This is a genomic window from Actinotalea soli, assembly GCF_017565425.1.
In the GTDB taxonomy this organism is placed as follows: domain Bacteria; phylum Actinomycetota; class Actinomycetes; order Actinomycetales; family Cellulomonadaceae; genus Actinotalea; species Actinotalea soli.
Genome location: NZ_JAGEMK010000010.1, coordinates 23,118 through 40,889 on the forward strand (window position 1 = coordinate 23,118; position 17,772 = coordinate 40,889).

The 17,772-nt window shown below is 73.1% G+C and carries 18 protein-coding genes; 12 read left to right on the forward strand and 6 right to left on the reverse strand.

Annotation, left to right across the window (positions count from 1 at the left end; all coding sequences use genetic code 11):
- The first annotated feature begins 68 nt into the window (after window positions 1–68).
- Both J4G33_RS14950 and J4G33_RS14955 read left to right on the forward strand, forming a co-directional pair.
- Window positions 69–785, forward strand: a complete 717-nt coding sequence (locus J4G33_RS14950; RefSeq protein WP_208056794.1) for an HAD family hydrolase — start codon at window positions 69–71, stop codon at window positions 783–785.
- The gene (locus J4G33_RS14955; protein WP_208056795.1) at window positions 782–3,310 is read left to right on the forward strand and encodes a glycoside hydrolase family 65 protein; all 2,529 of its coding nucleotides are present in this window, start codon (window positions 782–784) and stop codon (window positions 3,308–3,310) included. Before J4G33_RS14950 ends, J4G33_RS14955 begins: the two co-directional genes overlap by 4 nt.
- 26 nt (window positions 3,311–3,336) lie before the next feature.
- Here the strand turns inward: J4G33_RS14955 and J4G33_RS14960 are convergent, their stop codons facing one another.
- Genes J4G33_RS14960 through J4G33_RS14970 form a run of 3 tightly spaced genes read right to left on the reverse strand, consistent with a single transcriptional unit; the run spans window position 3,337 to window position 5,337 of the window.
- Window positions 3,337–3,930, reverse strand: a complete 594-nt coding sequence (locus J4G33_RS14960) for a septum formation family protein (protein WP_208056796.1) — start codon at window positions 3,928–3,930, stop codon at window positions 3,337–3,339.
- Window positions 3,927–4,487 (reverse strand): DUF4190 domain-containing protein, encoded by a 561-nt coding sequence (locus J4G33_RS17655; protein ID WP_208056797.1) that lies wholly within the window; start codon window positions 4,485–4,487, stop codon window positions 3,927–3,929. Before J4G33_RS17655 ends, J4G33_RS14960 begins: the two co-directional genes overlap by 4 nt.
- Before the next feature lie 55 nt (window positions 4,488–4,542).
- Window positions 4,543–5,337: an exodeoxyribonuclease III gene (locus J4G33_RS14970; protein WP_208056798.1), complete on the reverse strand. Its 795-nt coding sequence runs from the start codon at window positions 5,335–5,337 to the stop codon at window positions 4,543–4,545.
- A gap of 149 nt (window positions 5,338–5,486) precedes the next feature.
- Here J4G33_RS14970 and J4G33_RS14975 point away from each other — a divergent pair, with 149 nt between their 5' ends.
- From J4G33_RS14975 to J4G33_RS14990, 4 genes are read left to right on the forward strand one after another with little or no spacing between them, the layout of a single operon-like run.
- Complete coding sequence (locus tag J4G33_RS14975) at window positions 5,487–6,281, forward strand: SDR family NAD(P)-dependent oxidoreductase (protein WP_208056799.1); 795 nt, start codon at window positions 5,487–5,489, stop codon at window positions 6,279–6,281.
- A 9-nt stretch (window positions 6,282–6,290) separates the two neighbouring features.
- Complete coding sequence (pyrE, locus tag J4G33_RS14980; RefSeq protein ID WP_208056800.1) at window positions 6,291–6,866, forward strand: orotate phosphoribosyltransferase; 576 nt, start codon at window positions 6,291–6,293, stop codon at window positions 6,864–6,866.
- Window positions 6,867–6,905: 39 nt separating this feature from the next.
- Window positions 6,906–7,607, forward strand: coding sequence for a hypothetical protein (locus J4G33_RS14985; RefSeq protein WP_208056801.1), 702 nt, complete (start codon window positions 6,906–6,908; stop codon window positions 7,605–7,607).
- Between the two features lie 11 nt (window positions 7,608–7,618).
- Entirely contained in the window at window positions 7,619–8,206 is a 588-nt protein-coding gene (locus tag J4G33_RS14990) for a LemA family protein (protein WP_307793940.1), read from the forward strand.
- Window positions 8,207–8,331: 125 nt separating this feature from the next.
- Here J4G33_RS14990 and J4G33_RS14995 read toward each other — a convergent pair whose 3' ends face one another.
- The gene (locus J4G33_RS14995) at window positions 8,332–9,072 is read right to left on the reverse strand and encodes an HAD-IIA family hydrolase (RefSeq protein ID WP_208056895.1); all 741 of its coding nucleotides are present in this window, start codon (window positions 9,070–9,072) and stop codon (window positions 8,332–8,334) included.
- Between the two features lie 60 nt (window positions 9,073–9,132).
- Window positions 9,133–10,140 (reverse strand): DMT family transporter, encoded by a 1,008-nt coding sequence (locus J4G33_RS15000; RefSeq protein ID WP_243759208.1) that lies wholly within the window; start codon window positions 10,138–10,140, stop codon window positions 9,133–9,135.
- Window positions 10,141–10,174: 34 nt separating this feature from the next.
- Between J4G33_RS15000 and J4G33_RS15005 the strand changes: the two genes are divergently transcribed.
- The 5 genes from J4G33_RS15005 (at window position 10,175) to fbaA (ending at window position 14,868) form a co-directional block, all read left to right on the forward strand.
- Complete coding sequence (locus J4G33_RS15005) at window positions 10,175–10,762, forward strand: TetR/AcrR family transcriptional regulator (protein ID WP_208056802.1); 588 nt, start codon at window positions 10,175–10,177, stop codon at window positions 10,760–10,762.
- A gap of 98 nt (window positions 10,763–10,860) precedes the next feature.
- Window positions 10,861–11,820, forward strand: coding sequence for an ABC transporter ATP-binding protein (locus J4G33_RS15010; RefSeq protein ID WP_307793941.1), 960 nt, complete (start codon window positions 10,861–10,863; stop codon window positions 11,818–11,820).
- Entirely contained in the window at window positions 11,817–13,064 is a 1,248-nt protein-coding gene (locus J4G33_RS15015; RefSeq protein WP_208056803.1) for an ABC transporter permease, read from the forward strand. Before J4G33_RS15010 ends, J4G33_RS15015 begins: the two co-directional genes overlap by 4 nt.
- Entirely contained in the window at window positions 13,061–13,717 is a 657-nt protein-coding gene (locus J4G33_RS15020; protein WP_208056804.1) for a TrmH family RNA methyltransferase, read from the forward strand. The genes J4G33_RS15015 and J4G33_RS15020 overlap by 4 nt, the downstream gene beginning before the upstream one ends.
- 128 nt (window positions 13,718–13,845) lie before the next feature.
- Window positions 13,846–14,868, forward strand: coding sequence for a class II fructose-bisphosphate aldolase (gene fbaA, locus J4G33_RS15025; RefSeq protein ID WP_208056805.1), 1,023 nt, complete (start codon window positions 13,846–13,848; stop codon window positions 14,866–14,868).
- 105 nt (window positions 14,869–14,973) lie between these two features.
- Here the strand turns inward: fbaA and J4G33_RS15030 are convergent, their stop codons facing one another.
- Window positions 14,974–15,459: an STAS domain-containing protein gene (locus J4G33_RS15030; protein WP_208056806.1), complete on the reverse strand. Its 486-nt coding sequence runs from the start codon at window positions 15,457–15,459 to the stop codon at window positions 14,974–14,976.
- 108 nt (window positions 15,460–15,567) lie between these two features.
- Here J4G33_RS15030 and J4G33_RS15035 point away from each other — a divergent pair, with 108 nt between their 5' ends.
- On the forward strand, window positions 15,568–17,715 hold the full coding sequence (locus J4G33_RS15035) for a SpoIIE family protein phosphatase (RefSeq protein WP_307793942.1): 2,148 nt from the start codon (window positions 15,568–15,570) through the stop codon (window positions 17,713–17,715).
- The last annotated feature ends 57 nt before the right edge of the window (window positions 17,716–17,772 follow it).

Consider the following 17,772-nt stretch of genomic DNA (forward strand, 5'->3'; position numbering starts at 1 on the left):
GCACGGCGCCCAGACCTCACCCGGCGCGGTTCGCCAACCACGGGGGTTCACGCACTAGCGTCGACTCCATGAACTGGGACGAGTACGACGCCGCACTCTTCGACCTCGACGGCGTCCTGACCCCGACCGCGGACGTCCACATGCACGCGTGGCGCCAGATGTTCACCACCTTCTTCGAGGCCCACGACGTCGAGCCCGCCTACACCGACGAGGACTACTTCCGGTACGTCGACGGCAAGCCCCGCTACGACGGCGTGCGCTCGGCCCTCGCCTCGCGCGGGCTCGTGCTGCCCGAGGGGGACCCGAGCGACGAGCCGGGGACCGAGACGGTCTGCGGGCTGGGCAACGCCAAGAACGCGGTCTTCTCCCGGATCCTCGCGACCGACGGGGTGGTGCCGTACCCGGGCTCGGTGCTGCTGCTCGACCTGCTGGCCACCCGCGGCACCGAGATCGCCGTGGTCTCGAGCTCGCGGAACGCGCCGGCCGTGCTGGCCGCCGCCGGCCTCGCGGACCGTTTCGAGGTCGTCGTCGACGGGGAGGTGGCCCGCGCGCGCGGGCTGGAGGGCAAGCCCTCGGGCGCGACGTACCTCTACGCCGCCGAGGCCCTCGGGGTCCCGGCGGCCCGGGCCGTCGTGCTCGAGGACGCGGTCTCCGGGGTCCAGGCGGGGCGCCACGGGGACTTCGGGCTCGTCGTCGGGGTCGACCGCGGTGCGGGACCGCAGGTGCTGCGCGACGCCGGGGCCGACGTCGTGGTCGGGGACCTGGCCGAGCTGGTGGTCCGATGACCCAGCCCGCAGCCCACGAGACGGCGTCCCCCGAGCCCCAGACCTCCTTCGGGCCCCTGCCCGAGCACCTGGACCGGATCCGGTTCCCCGTCGACCCGTGGCGCCTGACCGAGACCTTCTACGAGCACGGCGACCTGGGGGTCACGGAGACGCTGTTCTCGGTCGGCAACGGCTACCTGGGGATGCGTGGCAACGTCGAGGAGGGGCGCGACAGCCACAGCCACGGCACGTTCATCAACGGCTTCCACGAGACCTGGCCGATCCGGCACGCGGAGGAGGCCTTCGGCTTCGCCCAGGTCGGCCAGACGATCGTCAACGCCCCCGACACCAAGATCATGCGGATCTACGTCGACGACGAGCCGCTGCTGCTCTCGGTCGCGGACCTGGTCGAGTACGAGCGCACCCTGGACATGCGCGACGGCGTGCTGCGGCGCGAGGTCGTCTGGCGCACCCCGGCCGGGAACCGCGTCCGCATCCGCTCCCAGCGCATGGTGTCCTTCCGGCAGAGGCACCTCGCGATCCTCACCTACGAGGTCACGGTCCTGGACCGTGACGTCCCCGTCGTCGTCTCCTCCCAGGTGCTCAACCGCCAGGACGGTCTCGACGAGTTCCGCGTCAAGCCCCAGCCCCTCGGCATGAACGACCCCCGTCGCGCGGAGCGTTTCGAGGAGCGGGTGCTCCAGCCGACCGAGCACTGGGGCGACGACGAGCGGATGATGCTCGGCTACCGCTGCACCAACTCGCGGATGAGCCTCGCGGTCGGCGCCGACCACACCATCGACACCGAGAACGAGTACAAGGTCTTCACCCAGGTCGAGGAGGACCACGCCAAGCACGTCTACCGGATCCGCGCCGAGGCGGGGTCGCCCATCACCATCACCAAGGCGATCGCGTACCACACCTCGCGCAACGTCCCGGCCCGTGAGCTGACCAACCGGTGCCGGCGCACCCTGGACCGGGTCCGTGAAGAGGGGGTCGAGCAGCAGTTCGCGGACCAGCGTGCCTGGCTCGACGCCTACTGGGAGCGGTCCGACGTCGAGATCGAGGCCCAGCCCGAGGTGCAGCAGGCCGTGCGCTGGAACCTCTACCAGCTCGCGCAGGCCTCGGCCCGGGCCGAGGGCAACGGCATCCCCGCCAAGGGTCTGACCGGCTCGGGCTACAGCGGTCACTACTTCTGGGACACCGAGGTCTACGTGGTGCCCTACCTGACGTACACGACGCCGCTGTACGCCCGGAACGCCCTGCGCTTCCGGTACACGATGCTGCCTGCCGCGGTGCGCCGGGCCTCCGAGCTCACCCAGCACGGCGCCCTGTTCCCGTGGCGGACCATCAACGGCGAGGAGGCCTCGGCCTACTACGCGGCAGGCACCGCGCAGTACCACATCGACGCCGACGTCTCCTTCGCGATCAGCAAGTACGTCCAGGCGACCGGCGACGACGAGTTCATGGCCCGCGAGGGCATCGACATCCTCGTGCAGACCGCGCGCATGTGGGCGGACCTGGGCTTCTGGCGGGGCAACGGCTCGGACTCCTTCCACATCCACGGGGTGACCGGCCCCGACGAGTACACGACGGTCGTCAACGACAACCTCTTCACCAACGTCATGGCCCGGTTCAACCTGCGCCGCGCGGCCGAGGCCGTGTGCCAGCTCGAGCGGGACTGGCCCCAGGAGCACGCCCGCATGGTGTCCCGGCTGCACCTCGAGCGCGAGGAGATCGCCGAGTGGGAGCGGGCCGCCGACGCCATGGCGATCCCGTACGACGACAACCTGGGCATCCACCCGCAGGACTCGCACTTCCACGAGCGCGAGGTCTGGGACCTGCCCAACACCCCGGCGAGCAAGCGCCCCCTGCTGCTCCACTTCCACCCGCTGGTGATCTACCGGTTCCAGGTGCTCAAGCAGGCCGACGTCGTGCTGGCGCTCTTCCTCCAGGGGGAGCACTTCACGGCCGAGGAGAAGCGCGCCGACTTCGAGTACTACGACCCGATCACCACGGGGGACTCCTCGTTGTCCGGGGTCGTCCAGTCGATCATCGCGGCCGAGGTCGGCTACCACGAGCTCGCCCTGCGGTACTTCCACGACGCCCTCTTCGTCGACCTGGGCGACCTGCACCACAACACCTCCGACGGCGTGCACGTCGCCTCGGCGGGTGGGGTGTGGGGAGCCCTGGTCCACGGCTTCGCCGGGATGCGCGACTACGGCGGCAGGATCAGCTTCGACCCCCGCCTGCCCGAGACCTGGCCCTCCCTGACCTTCCGGCTCACGGTCCGGGGATCACGGGTCAAGGTCACCGTGCGGCACCAGGAGATCGAGCTCGAGAACGAGATCGGTGACGGCCTCGACGTCACGGTCCGTGGCGAGGCCGTGCGGGTGCCGGCCCGCGGACCCGTGACGGTGCCCCTCGACGGGCAGGGGCCGCGCATCCAGGGCGAGCCCGACGCCTCGGCGCTGCTGGGGACCACGCGGGCCGACGGCACGGTCATCACGGCCTCGGTGCCGCACCTCTCGGGTCTCAACGGCTGACCGTCGTCCCCCTCGAGGAGGGCTCGTCAGCCCTCCTCGAGCGTGACGTCCCCCGAGGCCCAGGAGCCTCGCGCCTCGCCCTCGGGCAGGTGCGCGAGGCACAGCCCGGTCCGGTAGCCCTGGCCCCAGGCGGCCTCGCTCGGGGCCCAGACCACGGGCTCGAAGCCGAGCTCGCGCTGGGCCGTCTCCATCTCGCAGGTGGCCGCGGTGCTGCGGGCGGCCTCGGCCGACCCCGGCCACGGTCCGTCCGCCAGGGTGTGGGCCCCCACCACCTCGGCCACGTGGGGCTCGTCGCACGGCACCACGTCGACCTCGCCGACCGTCCCGTCGGCAGGCAGGGCAGGCAGGCAGTGGCCACGGTCGAGCTGCCGCGCATGGGCGGTGGTCGGGGAGTCGACCTCGCCCAGCGGGCGCACCGCGAGGGCGTACCGCGCGCCCAGCACCACAGCGACCAGCGTGATGACGCCGAGCACGGCCGCCCCTGCGAGCAGGATCTGCCGGGTGCGGCGTCGTCGTCGGTCCTGCTCCTCGGGGGAGGGCTGGTGCGGGGCCTGCCACCCCGGGGCGTAGTACGCCTCCTGCGGGTAGTAGCCGTCCTGTCGGGGGGCCTGCCCGCTCACGAGAACCCGTTCAGGGCGCCGTCCGTGAGGACGGCGACCAGGAACACCCCGAAGAGCAGGAGCAGGAGGGTCGCGACCCCTCCGGTGACGAGCCCGGCGATCGCCAGCCCCTGGCCGCGCGTGCCGAGCCGCCGGATGCGGACCAGGGCGATGATGCCCAGCACCACTGCGACGGGGCCGGTGATCTGGATGACCACCAGGCCGATGATCCCCAGCACGAGGGCGGCGACCGCGAGGCCCTCGGTCGGCGGCGGCGGGGTGGCCCAACCCTGGGCCAGGTACTGCTGGGGGTTGTGCTGTGCACCGCTGTACCCCGGGGCGCCGTACCCCTGGCCGGGATGGCCGGGCCCCGGGTAGCCCGAGCCGTAGCCCGCGGGCGGGGGACCGAAGCCCGGAGGGGGACCGAATCCTGGAGGGGCGCCGTACCCGGGCGGGGGAGACGACGCGTCGCCGGACCCCTCGGCCGGCGGGGCGTACGGGTTGGGCCCTGCAGACGGGTCGCTGCCCCCGGGGCGCGAGTGGGGGTCGAGGCCGTAGCTCCCCTGCGGCGTACTCATGCGGGCCAACCTACTGGCCGGACCGTCCTCCTGGTGCGGTCGTCCCCCGTGCGGCTCAGTCCTCGAGGTCCACCACCACGGGCACGTGGTCCGAGGCGCCCTTGCCCTTGCGGGCCTCGCGGTCGATCGAGACCCCCGTGACGCGGTCGGTCAGGGCCGGGGAGGTGTAGGCGAAGTCGATCCGCAGGCCCTTGTTCTTGGGGAAGGCGAGCTGCTGGTAGTCCCAGTAGGTGTACCTGCCCTCCTCGGGGACGTGCACCCGGGAGACCTCCGTGAACCCGGCGTCGGCGAAGGCGAAGAAGGCGTCCCGCTCGGGCTGGGTCACGTGGGTGTGGCCCTCGAAGGCCGTGACGTCGTAGACGTCGGAGTCGTAGGGGATGACGTTCCAGTCGCCCAGCAGAGCGAGCTGCGCCGCCGGGTCAGCCTCGAGCCAGCCCTCCGCGTTGCGGCGCAGCTGCTCGAGCCAGGCCAGCTTGTAGGCGTAGTGCGGGTGATCCGGGGACCGGCCGTGCGGGACGTACAGGCTCCACACGCGCACCCCGCCGCAGGTCGCCCCCAGGGCGCGGGCCTCGACCACGGGTCCGTCCTCGCCGAAGCCCGGCTGGTCGGCGAAGGCCACCTCGACGTCCTCGATCCCGACGCGGGACACCACGGCGACGCCGTTCCACTGGCTTCGCCCGACGTGGGCGACCTCGTAGCCCGCAGCCTCGAAGACGGCGTGCGGGAACTGCTCGTCCTTGCACTTGGTCTCCTGCAGCGCCAGCACGTCGGTGCCGCTGCTCTCGAGCCAGGCCACGGCCCGGTCGGCGCGAGCCCGGACCGAGTTGATGTTCCACGTCGCGATCCGCATGGCGAGCACGCTACCGCCCGGGGGCGACGCTCTCGCGGCCCGGGGGGACGGACCCGGGGCGTCGGCGACGGTGCACCTCCTCGACACCTTCACCCCCCGATCCGCTCGACCTGACCCACCCGCACGGGGCCACTGCGTAGGGTGGCTGCATGGCTACCGTCCTGATCACCGGTGCGAGCGCTGGCCTGGGCCTGGAGTTCGCCTGGCAGCTCGCCACCGCCCGGCACGACGTCGTGCTGGTCGCCCGGAACGAAGACCGTCTGGAGCGGCTGGCGAGCCAGCTGCGCGCTGCCGCGGGGGTGCACGCCGAGGTGCTCCCGGCCGATCTCGCCGACCGCGAGCAGGTCGCCCGCGTCGCCGAGCGGCTGCGCAGCACCGAGGACCCGGTGAGCCTGCTGGTCAACAACGCAGGACTGTCCGTGGGCTCCCGCTTCGTCGGCGGGGACCTCGACGCGCACCTGGACGCCCACGAGGTGATGGTCCGCGCCGTCATGGTGCTCTCGCACGCCGCGGCCGGGGCCATGGTCGAGCGCGGCCGCGGGGCCGTCGTCAACGTCTCCTCGATCGCGGCCCTCACCGCGATGGGCACCTACTCGGCGGACAAGGCCTGGGTGCGGGTGTTCACCGAGGCCCTCGCCGTCGAGCTGCGCGGCACGGGCGTCACGGCCACGGCCCTGTGCCCGGGGCTGGTGCACACCGAGTTCCACGAGCGGGCCGGCATCGACCAGGAGGTCTACCCCGAGCTCGCGTGGCTCAACGCCGACGCCGTGGTCGCTGCCGCCCTGGCCGACGTCCGCCGCGGTGCGGTGATCTCGACGCCGAGCCTGCGCTACGGGATCGTCTCGGAGGTCACCCGGCTCCTGCCGCGCGCGGCGATCCGGGCGATCTCGGGGGACCGGCGCCTGCGCCGGCACGTCGCCCAGGAGGGCACCGAGGACCGCTAGCCTGACCGCGTGAACGACGCCTTCGGACCCACGCCCCGCGAGCAGCTCCGCGCGCTCATCACCGAGCTCGCCGTCGTGCACGGCCGGGTGACCCTGTCCTCGGGGCGGGAGGCCGACTACTACGTCGACCTGCGCCGCGTGACCCTGCACCACCGTGCCGGGCCGCTGGTGGGGCACCTGCTGCTCGACCGCCTCGAGGAGGTCGGGCTGGGCACGCAGGAGGTCGACGCCGTCGGAGGCCTGACCCTCGGGGCGGACCCGGTCGCCACGGCTCTGATGCACGCCGCGGCCTCGCGAGGGCAGGACCTGGACTCCTTCGTCGTCCGCAAGGAGGGCAAGGCCCACGGCCTGCAGCGGCGCATCGAGGGCCCCGACGTCGTCGGACGCCGCGTGGTCGCCGTCGAGGACACCTCCACCACGGGCGGGTCGGTCCTCACCGCCGTCGAGGCCCTGCGCGAGGCCGGGGCCGAGGTCGCGGGTGTCGCCGTGATCGTCGACCGCGGGACCGGGGCCCGGGAGCGCATCGAGGCCGAGGGCCTGAGCTACCACTACCTCTTCGACCTGGCCGACCTCGGCCTGGCCTGAGCCCGCCCCCGTGACCTGCGCCCGGGAGGGGAGACGCTGATGGTCGACGTGGTGTTCGGCGTCCTGTCCTTCCTCGTGCCGCTCGCCATGGTGCTGATCGTCCCGGCGGTCCTGCTCGGGGGCCTGTGGTGGCACTTCCGGGGCATCAAGAAGACCAAGGAGTGGGCGGCCCAGGTCGGCTGGCAGTACGTGGGCTCGGACCCGTCGCTGGTCTCCCGGTGGCGCGGGCAGCCCTTCGGCCAGGGCAGCGGGCGGCAGGCCACCCGGGTCGTGACGGGGACGTACCAGGGCCGCCAGGCGGTCTCCTTCGCCTACCGGTACACCACGGGCTCGGGCAAGAACCGGAGCACGACGACCTTCCACGTGCTGGCCCTGCACCTGCCGGCCTACCTGCCGACCCTCGAGCTGACCCCCGAGGGGGTGGGGGCCCGGCTGGCGAAGGTCTTCGGCGCGCAGGACATCCAGTTCGAGTCCGAGGCCTTCAACCGCGCGTGGCGGATCGCGGCCCCCGACGAGCGCTTCGCGCACGACGTGCTGAGCCCCCGGCTCATGGAGCGCCTCCTCCGGCCGGACGCCCTGGGCCTGGCCCTACGGATCGAGGGCCAGGACGTGCTGTGCTGGTCGCTGGGGGCGCCCCAGCACCACCTCGTGGCCCGACGCCTGGGGGTCATGAGCGCGATCGTCGAGGCCGTGCCCCGCTTCGTGTGGCAGGACCACGGCTACGATCCCCTCAACCGATGATGGAGGCTCTGGTGGACACGATCGGCATCGTCCTGCTCGTCCTGCTCGCGATCGCTCTGATCGTGCTGCTGTGGGGGGTGGCGACGTACAACGGCTTCGTCCGGCTACGGAACCTCGTGCAGGAGGCCTGGCGCCAGATCGACGTCGAGCTGCACCGGCGCCACGACCTCATCCCCAACCTGGTCGAGGCGGTGAAGGGCTACGCGGCCCACGAGCGCGGCGTCTTCGACGAGGTGACCCGGGCCCGCGCGGCTGCTGCGACCCCGGGGTCGGGCCCGGCCGAGCAGGCCGTCCAGGAGGACATGCTCAGCCAGGCGATGGGCCGGCTGTTCGCCGTCGCCGAGGCCTACCCGCAGCTGCGGGCGAGCGAGAACTTCATGCAGCTCCAGGCCGAGCTCACCAACACCGAGGACCGCATCGCGGCGGGCCGGCGGTTCTACAACGCCAACGTCCGGGCCATGAACACCAAGGTCGAGACCTTCCCGGCGAACATCGTCGCGGGCATGTTCCACTTCACCCGGGCCGAGTACTTCGAGGCCCAGGACCCTGCCGTCCGCGCCGTCCCCCGCGTCGACTTCGGCACCACCCCCACCCCCTGACCACCGATCTCGTGTCAGAACCTGAGGGTGCCAGGGGCACCCCAGGTTCTGACACGAGACGGGGCTGAGCTCGTGTCAGAAGGTGGGGGTGCTGGAGGTATCCCAGGTTCTGACACGAGGTGGGGTCAGATCAGGGGGGTGAGGTCCTGGATCGAGGGGACGACGGCGCCGGGGCGGAAGGGGAAGGTCTCGACCTGGTGCTCCTGGGTCGAGCCGGTGAGGACCAGGAAGGTCTGCAGCCCGGCCTCGATCCCCGCCACGACGTCGGTGTCCATGCGGTCCCCGACCATCGCCGTGGTCTCGGAGTGGGCGTCGATCCGGTTGAGGGCTGAGCGGAACATCATCGGGTTGGGCTTGCCGACGAAGTAGGGGCTCCGCCCGGTCGCCGCCGTGATCATCGCGGCCACCGCCCCCGTCGCGGGCAGGTCACCCTGGGCGCTGGGCCCGGTCACGTCCGGGTTGGTCGCGATGAACCGCGCCCCGCCCTGGATGAGCCGGACGGCCCGGGTGATCGCCTCGAAGGAGTACGTGCGGGTCTCGCCCAGCACCACGTAGTCCGGGTCGGTCTCGGTGAGGGTGTACCCCGCCTCGTACAGCGCCGTGGTCAGCCCGGCCTCGCCGATCGCGTAGGCGCTGCCCCCGGGGACCTGGTCGGCGAGGAACTGCGCCGTGGCGAGGGCCGAGGTCCAGATCGCCCCCTCGGGGACGTCGATCCCCGCGGCGCGCAGCCGGGCGCGCAGGTCCCGCTCGGTGTAGATCGAGTTGTTGGTCAGGATGAGGAACGGCCGACCGGCCTCGCGCAGGGTCCGGACGAAGTCCGCGGCGCCGGGCAGCGCCTTGCCCTCGTGGACCAGCACCCCGTCCATGTCCGTCAGCCAGCTGTGGATCTCGCGCGGGGCGGTGTGGTCGCGGGTCACGTGCCGAGCCTACGACGCAGGCTGTCGCTCGGCCTGGGCCGGATCCCTCGTCCCGCCCTGCCCGTCGGCCGTCGCCCCTGCCCCCGCCCTGGGCGGCGCCTGCTGCGCGGTGTCGGTCTCCGCCTGCTCGTGGGTCAGCACGAGGGCGACCGCCACGCCGCTGAGCAGCAGGCCCGCCGCAGTCCCGAGGGTGAACGGCTCGCCGAAGAGCAGGGCGCCCGCGACCGCGGTGGTCGGGGCGACGAGGAACAGCAGGGCGTTGAGCCGCGTGACGCCGATGCGGGTGAGCAGCGCCCAGTAGAGCCCGTAGCCCCCGAGGCTCGGCACGACGGCGAGGAAGAGCGCGACGCCCCAGAACGAGGCCTGGGCCGGTGGTGCCGCCGTGCCCGTGGCGAGCGCGATCCCGCCGATGACAACCACCCCGACGGCGCCGTGGAGGGTCAGCGCGGTCAGGGGGCTGGTCGTCGTCGGACGACGGCGCGCGACGAAGGTCGCGGCGACCAGGCTCGCCATCGCCGCGAGCGGCAGGGTGTAGGCCCAGGCGGGGGCCGAGGCCGTGGCGAGGTCGGCCCCGACCACGAGCACCACGCCGACGGCGCCGGTCACGAGGCCGAGCCACTGCATGGCGACCACCCGGAGCCCGAGCAGCGGGCCGACCAGCGTCGCCACGACCAGGGGCTGCACGGCGTCGATGAGGGCGGTGGTGCCCGAGGCGACCCCCGCACCGATCGCGAGGTAGACCGGCAGCACGTAGCCCACCTGGGAGAGCAGCCCGACGAGCAGGTGGGTCGTGACCTCACCGGGCTCGAGCCGGTGACCGGGCCGGCGTCGGCGCAGGGCTCCGAGGGCGAGCAGCAGCAGGAGCAGCGGCACGAACCGCCACACGAGCAGGGTCACGGGGTGGGCGTCGTGGCTGCCGAGCTTGGCGCCGAGGAACCCCGAGCTCCAGCACAGGACGAAGGCGACCGAGGCGAGGGGCACGACGACGCGGGCAGGTATACCGATCGGTGTACTCATGCGGCGAGACTATACCGATCTGTATAGTCGAGCCATGGCGACGCCCGATCCCCTCCCGGCGATGACCCCTGGCGCGCGTCGCGTCCTCACGGCGGCCTCGGCCCTCTTCTACGCCCGCGGCATCCACGCGGTCGGTGTCGACGCGATCGCGGAGGCGGCGGGGGTGACCAAGAAGACCCTCTACGACCGCTTCGGCTCCAAGGACGCCCTCGTGCTGACCTACCTGCAGGAGCGTGACCTCCGATGGCGCGAGCACCTCGAGGGCGTCCTCGACGCGGTCGCCGCCGGGGGGACCGCCCGCGTCCTGGCCGTCTTCGACGCGGCCGCCGCCTGGTCCGAGGCGAACAGCCCGCGGGGGTGCAGCGCGGTCAACGCCCGCGCCGAGACCGACGACCCCGACCACCCCGTCTCCCGCGAGAGCCTCCGGCAGAAGCGGTGGCTCCTCGGGCTCTTCGAGCGCCTGCTCACCGAGGCTGAGGTCAGCGACCCCGGGGCCCTGTCCCAGACCCTGATGCTGCTCTACGAGGGCGCGATCGTCACGGTCGGGATGGGCACCCTCGAGGCCCCGTTCGCCCGGGCCCGCGACGCGGCGGCCGACCTGCTGGACCGCGCGTCCTCCTGACCCGCCTCGGGGTGCCTCCCGGGCAGGCCTGAGCCCGGCACGCCCGGACCGCCGTCCGCGGCTAGGGTCGGCTGCACGAACCATCAGGAGGGCGCGCCGTGCCAGAAGAGCTCACGCTCAGCGGGGTCACCCGCACCTTCGGAGACCGGACAGCCCTCGAGGACGTGAGCTTCACCGTCCGCCCCGGGCGGATGACCGGCTTCGTGGGGGCCAACGGGGCCGGCAAGACCACGGCGATGCGGATCATCATGGGGGTGCTCTCCCCGGACTCCGGCCGGGTCGAGCTGGGCGGCACCGAGCTCGACCTGGGGATGCGACGCCGCTTCGGCTACATGCCCGAGGAGCGCGGCCTCTACCCCAAGATGAAGGTCGCCGAGCAGCTGGTGTACCTGGGCCGGGTGCACGGCCTGGGCGGCGCCACCGCCCGGCAGCGCGCCGGCGCCCTGCTCGAGCTCCTCGGCCTCGAGGACCGCAGCGAGGACCTGCTGCAGACCCTCTCCCTGGGCAACCAGCAGCGCGTGCAGGTCGCCGCCGCCCTCGTCCACGAGCCGACCCTCCTGGTCCTGGACGAGCCCTTCTCGGGCCTCGACCCGATCGCCGTGGACGCGATGGCCGAGATCCTGCGCTTGCGGGCCGCGGCCGGGGTCCCGGTGCTCTTCTCCTCCCACCAGCTCGAGCTCGTCGAACGGCTCTGCGACGACGTCGTGATCATCGACCACGGCCGGGTGGTCGCCGCGGGGGAGGCTGACGGCCTGCGGACCGAGCGCGCCGGACGCCGGCTCCGGCTCCGGGTGGACCCCTTCCCCGAGGACCCGGCCACCGGCCCGGCGAGCGACCCCGCAGCCCTGGCCGAGGCGCCGTCGGGGGTCGCGGCCTTCCTCGACCAGGTGCCCGGGGTGAGCCTGCACGCGCACGACGGGACGGTCGTCGTCGTGGACCTCGCGGAGGACGCCGACGACCAGGCCCTGCTCGCCGAGGCCCAACGGCACGGCCTCGTCCGCGAGATGAGCCCGGTCCTCCCGACCCTCGCCGAGATCTTCCGGGAGGCCGTGCGATGAGCGGCTGGACGACCGTCCGCGTGGTGGCAGCACGGGAGATCACCGTCAAGCTCCGGGACAAGGCCTTCCTCGGGTCGACCCTGTTCCTGCTGCTGCTCGTGATCGCCGCGACCGTGATCCCGGTGCTGATCTCGAACCAGACCCCGAGCATCAGGGTCGCGGTGCAGGGGCAGGCCGCGGCCGAGGTGGTCGAGCGCGCCGCGGAGCTCGGCGCCGAGGCGCAGCAGCCCGACGCCGACCTGCCACCGGCCCTGCTGATGCTCGGCGCCCCCGGTCTGCCCGCGGCGGACGTCACGGCCGTCGAGGTCGAGCCCGAGGGGGACGCCGCGGCCCTCGTGGAGTCGGGGGACGTCGCCGCAGCCCTGCTCGGGGAGCGGATCACCGACCTGCGTCTGGTCGGCTCCGAGGCGGTGCCGGTCGAGCTCGAGGCCCTGGTCCGGGCGGCGGCCAACGAGGTCCAGGTCGCGGGCGCGGCGGCCGAGGCGGGCCTGAGCGCGGCCGAGGTGCGGTCCCTGACCACCCCGGCGACCCCCGAGGTCGTGCTCCTCGACGCGCAGCCGGCGAGCGTCGTGCCCCCGCAGCTGCTCGTGCTGCTCTTCGCCTTCCTCTTCTACCTCTCGGTGCTGACCTTCGGCATGTCGATCGCGCAGAGCGTGGTCGAGGAGAAGCAGTCCCGGGTGGTCGAGCTGCTGGTCGCGGCGGTCCCGGTGCGATGGCTGCTGGCCGGCAAGGTGCTGGGCAACACCCTGATGGCCGTGGGGCAGATCGTGGTGATCCTGGGGGCCGGTCTGCTCGCCGCGACCCTCGCGGGGCAGGGCCGGCTGGTCGAGGTGGTGCTCGGGGCCTCGGGCTGGTTCGTCCTGTTCTTCCTGCTCGGCTTCACCATGCTCGCCTGCCTGTGGGCGGCGGCGGGGGCCCTGGCCTCGAGGGTCGAGGACCTCAACTCCACCACGATCTTCATGCAGGTCCTGGTGATCGCCCCGTTCTTCGCGGCCATCTTCGCGATCGACCCGGGCCCGACGCAGCGGGTGCTCTCCTACGTGCCGTTCACCGCCCCGCTGCTCATGCCCGCGCGCGTGGTGCTCGACAACGCCGAGCCCTGGGAGCCCGTGGTCGCGGCGCTGGTCGTGCTGGGCACGGCCGGGCTCTTCGTCGTCCTCGGGACGCGGCTCTACGAGCGGTCCGTGCTGCACACCGCCTCCCGCCTCACGGCCCGGGACGCCTGGCGTCGAGGCCTCCGGTGACGGGTTCCGTGGAGGGGCCCGCGGCGGTCAAGGACGAGGAGGTCGGGGTCGGCCCCTGGCCGGGCGGTCCTGAGGCGTGGCCGGCGCTCGAGGTCGACGGCGCCCTGCGCTACGACGTCGAGCTCCTCGAGCACGGGGACCGCCGCAACGTGGTCGACGAGTACCGCTACTGGACGGTCGAGGCGATCGTCCACGACCTCGACACCCGACGGCACCCCTTCCACGTCGCGATCGAGAACTGGGCGCACGACCTCAACATCGGCTCGGTGGTCCGCACCGCGAACGCCTTCGCCGCGGCCGAGGTGCACGTGGTGGGCCGACGCCGGTGGAACCGCCGCGGGGCCATGGTCACCGATCGCTACCAGCACCTGCGGCACCACCCCGAGATCGCCGACCTGACGGCCTGGGCCGAGGAGGCGGGGCTGCCCGTGCTCGGCATCGACAACCTGCCGGGATCGGTGGCCCTCGAGGGGTACGCGCTGCCGCGGGCCTGCGTCCTCCTCCTGGGCCAGGAGGGTACGGGGTTGTCGGAGGCCGCGCGGGCCGCGTGCCAGGACGTCCTGCACATCCGCCAGTTCGGCTCGACCCGGTCGATCAACGCCGGGGCTGCGGCGGCGATCGCGATGCACACCTGGGTGGTCCAGCACGCCTGAACCGGCGGTCTGCCGCGGTTCCGCCGGCCTCGCGGCCCGCGCGCCACCGGGCGGGAGGTCCCGACGCGACGGGGTCGATCCGTGCCACCATGGGACCGAAAACCACCCCACTCACCGCAGGAGACCCCATGCCTATCGCCACTCCCGAGGTCTACAACGAGATGATCGACCGGGCGCGTGCGGGCAGCTTCGCCTACCCCGCCGTCAACGTCACCTCGTCGCAGACCCTCACGGCCGCGCTCCAGGGCTTCGCCGAGGCGGAGTCGGACGGCATCATCCAGGTCTCCGTGGGCGGCTCCGAGTACGCCTCGGGCTCGACCGTCAAGGACCGCGTCGCCGGCTCGCTGGCCCTCGCCGCCTACGCGGCCGAGGTCGCCAAGGGCTACGGCATCACCGTCGCCCTCCACACGGACCACTGCACCAAGAGCAACCTCGACACCTGGGTGCGCCCGCTGCTCCAGATCGAGGCGCAGCAGGTCAAGGGCGGCAAGCTGCCGACCTTCCAGTCGCACATGTTCGACGGCTCGGACATCCCCCTCGAGGAGAACCTCGCGATCTCCGCCGAGCTCCTCGAGCTCTCGGCTGCCGCGCGCACCATCCTCGAGGTCGAGATCGGCGTCGTCGGTGGCGAGGAGGACGGCCACGAGGCCGAGATCAACGACAAGCTCTACACCACGGTCGAGGACGGCCTGGCCACGGTCGCCGCCCTGGGCTCGGGCGAGAAGGGCCGCTACCTGACGGCCCTGACCTTCGGGAACGTGCACGGCGTCTACAAGCCCGGTGCGGTCAAGCTGCGCCCGGCCATCCTCAAGGAGATCCAGGACGCCGTCGGCGCGAAGGTCGGCAAGACCAACCCGTTCGACCTCGTCTTCCACGGCGGCTCGGGCTCGACCGAGGCCGAGATCGCCGAGGCCGTCGACAACGGCGTCATCAAGATGAACATCGACACCGACACCCAGTACGCCTTCACGCGTCCGGTCGTCAGCCACATGTTCAGCAACTACGACGGCGTGCTCAAGATCGACGGCGAGGTGGGCAACAAGAAGGCCTACGACCCGCGTGCCTGGGGCAAGCTCGCCGAGGCGGGCATGGCCGCGCGCATCGCCGAGGCCTGCCGCCAGCTGCGCTCGGCCGGCCACACGCTCGGCTGAGTCCTCCGCCTGACGCGCGAACGGCGCCGTCGCACCTCGGTGCGGCGGCGCCGTTCGTCGTCCGGGGCAGCCTCTCGCCTCAGGCCGAGCTGCCGGTGGGGTGCCTCAGGCGACGTCGTCCGGCCCGACGGGCGACTGCCGTCCGCCGGGGCCGATGGTGGGCAGGCCGTGGTCCGGGGCGGTGACCGGGGCCGCGTCCTCCTGGCCCTCGGGCACCACGTCGAGGAGCTCTCCGATGCGCGTGACCTCGAGCAGGAAGAGCACGGTCTCGGGGGCGTGGATGATCCGCACCCGGTCGGTGACCCGGGTCGCGAGCCGCGCCAGGAAGGCGATGCCCGAGGAGTCCATGAAGGTGACGTGCTGGGCGTCGACCTCGATCGGCAGACCGGTGGACTCGGCGTCGGCCGTGGCCTCGGCGAGGTCGGGCCCCAGGTCGGCGTCCACCTCGCCCGAGAGCACGATGCGGGTGCGGTCCGAGTGCACGATGACGTGGACCGAGCCCGGCTCTGAGCCGCCGGTCCCTGAGCCTGAGGTCGAGGCGTGTCCCGCCTCGGTGGGCCGAGCCCCCGAGCGGCTGTTAACGTCGCGCACGTCGTTCTCCTCGGTCTCTGACCCGTGCCGCCCCGGTGGGCTGCCGCGGACCGTGGGGTCTATCGGTCCCACGACGGGTCTGGTCCGAACGCTAGACGATCGGAGGGTGTGGTGGTCAACTCCGTCCCGCCTGGTCACGGCGTGTTTCCGCCGGACGCCGTCCTGGACGACCTCGCGGAGGTCCGGGACCGGGCCCTGCACGCGACCGACGTGGCCGTCATGATGACCGACGCGCGGGCCGTCGGGAGCCCGATCGTCTGGGTCAACGAGGCCTTCTGCCGCATCACCGGCTACTCGGCCGAGGAGGTGCTCGGACGCGACCCGAGCCTGCTGCACGGCCCGGGCACCGACCGCGACGCCGCGCGCACCCTGGGCCTGGCCGTCCAGGAGGGGCGGCACGCCACGGCGACGGTCCTCAACTACCGCAAGGACGGCACCACCTTCTGGAACCAGGTCTCGGTCTCCCCGGTGCCTGACGCCGACGGTGAGATCAGCCACTGGGTCGGCATCCAGGTGGACGTGACCGCGCAGGTGCAGCACGCCGACGCCCAGCAGAGCTCGATCGAGGCCGAGCGCCGGACCCGGTCCGGGCTGGCGATCGTGGCGCAGGTCTCGGACCTGCTCGTCGACCTCGAGGCGCCCGCCATGCTCCGCGAGATCACGGTGCTCCTGCGCCGCGTGGTCGCCTGGTCCGGCTTCTTCCTCGACGACGGCGGGCTGCGGCCGGCGCTGGGCATCGACGTCGGTGCCCTCGACACGGCCCCCGCGACCCGTGGGCGGCGTGGTCGTGGCGGCCAGGTCGGGGCCGGCACCGCCCCTCGGGACGAGGTCCAGGACCTCCTGGACGGGCTCGCGGAGGGCCCGCTCCGGCTCGACCTCGACGCCGACGATCCCGGTCCGACCACCGCATGGCTCGTCGAGCACCTCCGCTCGGGCCCCGCGGGGCTGCCCGAGCCGCCGCGCCACGTCGTCGTGCACGTGGTGCCGGGGCGTCGGCGCAACCCCGGTCTGCTGGTCTCTGTCCCGCAGACCTCGGACCTCGACGAGACCGCGCACGCGGTGCTCGGCCTCGTGGCGCGGCGCGTGGGGATGGCGGTCGAGAACGTCCGCCTCTACGCCCGCGAGCACGGCCTGGCGGAGGCCCTGCAGCGCGCGATGCTGCCCGAGCAGGACGACGTCAAGGACCTGGACGTCTGGACCTACTACGCCCCGAGCTCGGCCCACGCACAGGTCGGCGGCGACTGGTACGACGTGCTGCAGGTCGCCGAGGACCAGGTCGCCGTGGTCATCGGGGACGTCGTGGGCCACGACGTCGAAGCTGCCGCGGCGATGGGTCAGCTGCGTTCGGTGGTCCGCTCCTACGCCCACGAGATGGCCGAGCCCGGGGTGGTGCTCGACCGGGTCGACAAGCTCGTGGCGGGCATGCGGATCCCTCGCTCGGCGAGCCTGGTCCTGGCCACCCTCGTGCGGGACGAGGAGGGGTGGCTGCTGCGGTACTCGCGTGCCGGGCACCTGCCGCCCCTCGTCGTCCGCCAGGACGAGGTGACCAGGCTCGACGGCGCGGGCGGTGCCCTGGTGGGCTTCGGCAGCCGCGCGCGCGAGACCTCCGCCTACCGGTTGCGGCCGGGGGACGTCCTCCTGCTCTACACCGACGGGTTGATCGAGCGTCGTGACCGCGGTCAGCGCGAGGGGCTCGCAGCCCTGGAGGAGGTCTCGACCGGCCTGCACGGGCATGACGCCGCCGGGGCCGGTGAGGTGCTGCTCTCCCGCCTGGCCGACAGCCCCGAGGACGACGTCGCGGTCGTGGTCGTGCGCGTGCCGGACCCCGAGAGCGAGGCGGCCCCGGCGGCCGGGACCCCGCGACGTCGCCGCTGGTCCCTGCCGAGCGAGGCGAGCTCGATCGCCCGCGCCCGGCAGGCCGTGCTGCGCTCGTGCCAGGCCTGGGACATCCCTGGTGGGCCGAGTGCTGAGCTGGTGGTCTCGGAGATGGTCGCCAACGCCGTCCTGCACGGGTGGGGGCACGTGGTGCTGCGCCTGTACGACACGGGCCAGGGCCTGCGCATCGAGGTCGAGGACTCCAACCCCGCCCCGCCCGTGGCCACGGACGGGCACCCGGGTCGCGTCGGGGGCTACGGAATGCGCATCGTCGAGCGGCTCGCCGACTGGGGCTGGCGGCCGAGCGGCTCGGGGAAGCTCGTCTGGGCGCGGGTGCACCCGGTGCCGATCAGCAGCGCACGCGGGCGGCGCGAGGGCTGAGGCGGTTCGTCGGGCCTGCGGAGGCCCTGCGTGCGGGGCCCCCGTGCGGCGGCCCTG

Bases quoted from the DNA above. Each gene is read 5' to 3' on its own strand.
- J4G33_RS14950 (WP_208056794.1), top strand. From the start codon at position 69: ATGAACTGGGACGAGTACGACGCCGCACTCTTCGACCTCGACGGCGTC.
- J4G33_RS14955 (WP_208056795.1), top strand. From the start codon at position 782: ATGACCCAGCCCGCAGCCCACGAGACGGCGTCCCCCGAGCCCCAGACC.
- J4G33_RS17655 (WP_208056797.1), bottom strand. From the start codon at position 4,487: ATGAGTACGCCGCAGGGGAGCTACGGCCTCGACCCCCACTCGCGCCCC.
- J4G33_RS14970 (WP_208056798.1), bottom strand. From the start codon at position 5,337: ATGCGGATCGCGACGTGGAACATCAACTCGGTCCGGGCTCGCGCCGAC.
- J4G33_RS14975 (WP_208056799.1), top strand. From the start codon at position 5,487: ATGGCTACCGTCCTGATCACCGGTGCGAGCGCTGGCCTGGGCCTGGAG.
- J4G33_RS14985 (WP_208056801.1), top strand. From the start codon at position 6,906: ATGGTCGACGTGGTGTTCGGCGTCCTGTCCTTCCTCGTGCCGCTCGCC.
- J4G33_RS14995 (WP_208056895.1), bottom strand. From the start codon at position 9,072: ATGGACGGGGTGCTGGTCCACGAGGGCAAGGCGCTGCCCGGCGCCGCG.
- J4G33_RS15000 (WP_243759208.1), bottom strand. From the start codon at position 10,140: ATGAGTACACCGATCGGTATACCTGCCCGCGTCGTCGTGCCCCTCGCC.
- J4G33_RS15005 (WP_208056802.1), top strand. From the start codon at position 10,175: ATGGCGACGCCCGATCCCCTCCCGGCGATGACCCCTGGCGCGCGTCGC.
- J4G33_RS15015 (WP_208056803.1), top strand. From the start codon at position 11,817: ATGAGCGGCTGGACGACCGTCCGCGTGGTGGCAGCACGGGAGATCACC.
- fbaA (WP_208056805.1), top strand. From the start codon at position 13,846: ATGCCTATCGCCACTCCCGAGGTCTACAACGAGATGATCGACCGGGCG.